Annotated in this window: 1 protein-coding gene; it reads left to right on the top strand. The window is 39.1% G+C overall.

Translation table 11 applies throughout. The annotated features are described in order from the left end of the window. Positions 1 to 176 precede the first annotated feature (176 nt). Entirely contained in the window at positions 177 to 1,343 is a 1,167-nt protein-coding gene (locus AC0QT4_RS09055) for a tyrosine-type recombinase/integrase (RefSeq protein ID WP_473201337.1), read from the top strand. Positions 1,344 to 1,538 lie beyond the last annotated feature (195 nt).

A 1,538-nucleotide genomic window follows, 5' to 3' on the forward strand; every position in this document is an offset into this window, starting at 1 on the left:
AATAACGCATTGATTTATAATGATAATTTACTGTTTTGCATGTTGAATGAGAGCCCCGAATATCCTAAGATTCTCTCATTTCAAACCTGCTTATGTTGAATCAATCAAAATCATCCCCTTGCACGTCACAAGTGGGATTAACGTGTGGATAAAAAACCATTTAGAAAGGAGTAAAAATGCCTTTAATGAATCGTCTTAATGCAAGGGCTGTCGCAACATTGGGGGCTGGTAAATATAATGATGGTGCCGGCTTGTTACTTCATAAGCGTAAAGATGGTGGTGCTCAATGGATTTTACGCTATACCATTCACGGACGCCGTCGTGAAATGGGCTTGGGGGCTTTAAGAGATGTCTCTTTAAAACAAGCCCGTGAATTGGCAACTGGGTGGCGATTTGTTTTACGTGAGGGTCGTGACCCCATTAAAGAACGTGACAAACAAAAGCGTGAGGCAATGCGTAATCTGCATTATCTAAAAGATATTGCTCTCGATGCTTTTGAAACTCGTAAAGCTGAACTCAAACATGATGGTAAAGATGGAAACTGGTTTCTACCTTTAAAACTTCATATTTTGCCAAAATTAGGTTGTTTACCGGTTTCAGAAATTACCCAAACTGATATACGCAATACGCTTGCCCCCATCTGGCATACAAAAGCTGGAGCAGCTCGTGCTGCACTAAACCGTCTTAATCTTTGTCTGAAACATGCTGCTGCACTAGATTTGAATGTTGATTTACAAGTAATAGAAAAAACAAAAGCTCTCTTAGGCAAACAAAGGCATAAAACGCAAAATAGACCAGCAATGGATTGGAAAGAGATACCGGCTTTTTATCAAACACTTTGCCAAACAACAGCCATACCACAACTGGCTTTACGTCTCCTTATACTGACAGGTGTTCGTACCAAGCCTTTGCGTCATATCCATAAAGATCAAGTTGATGGTGATATATGGACCATCCCTGCTGAAAATATGAAAGGAAGGCGTGATGCTACAACAGAATTTCGCGTGCCTCTCTCAACAGAAGCTCTAAAAGTTATTAAACAAGCATATCCTTTATCTCGCAATGAGTTTCTTTTTTCTATTAGAAGTCGTGGTGCTCTCGGTGAGAATTGCATGTCACATTATATGCAAAAAACTGGACTTAATGCCTGCCCGCATGGCTTTCGGTCTAGTTTACGTGATTGGCTAGCAGAAACAACAGATGCCCCTTTTGAGGTCGCTGAAACCATTTTAGGGCATGTGGTCGGAGGGAAAGTAGAACGTGCTTATCGTCGTACTGACTATCTAGAACAGCGCCGTGTTTATATGGATAAATGGGCGGCTTATGTCACTGGTCAATCTTAAAAGATGGGGTCTTAAACCCCATTTTTATTTCATTATCTGTGGATAACTTTCTCTCTTCATTCTCTCATTTTTGCTCAATAAGACTCATAAATTATCAAATGAGAAAATACATCATAAATGACTGTTTTTTATGATTAAACTTACTTTGCAATCTCAATAAAATATGGTTAATAAATGCTTATGATTTGTTAACAT

Source organism: Bartonella sp. EBT8, assembly GCF_055796165.1.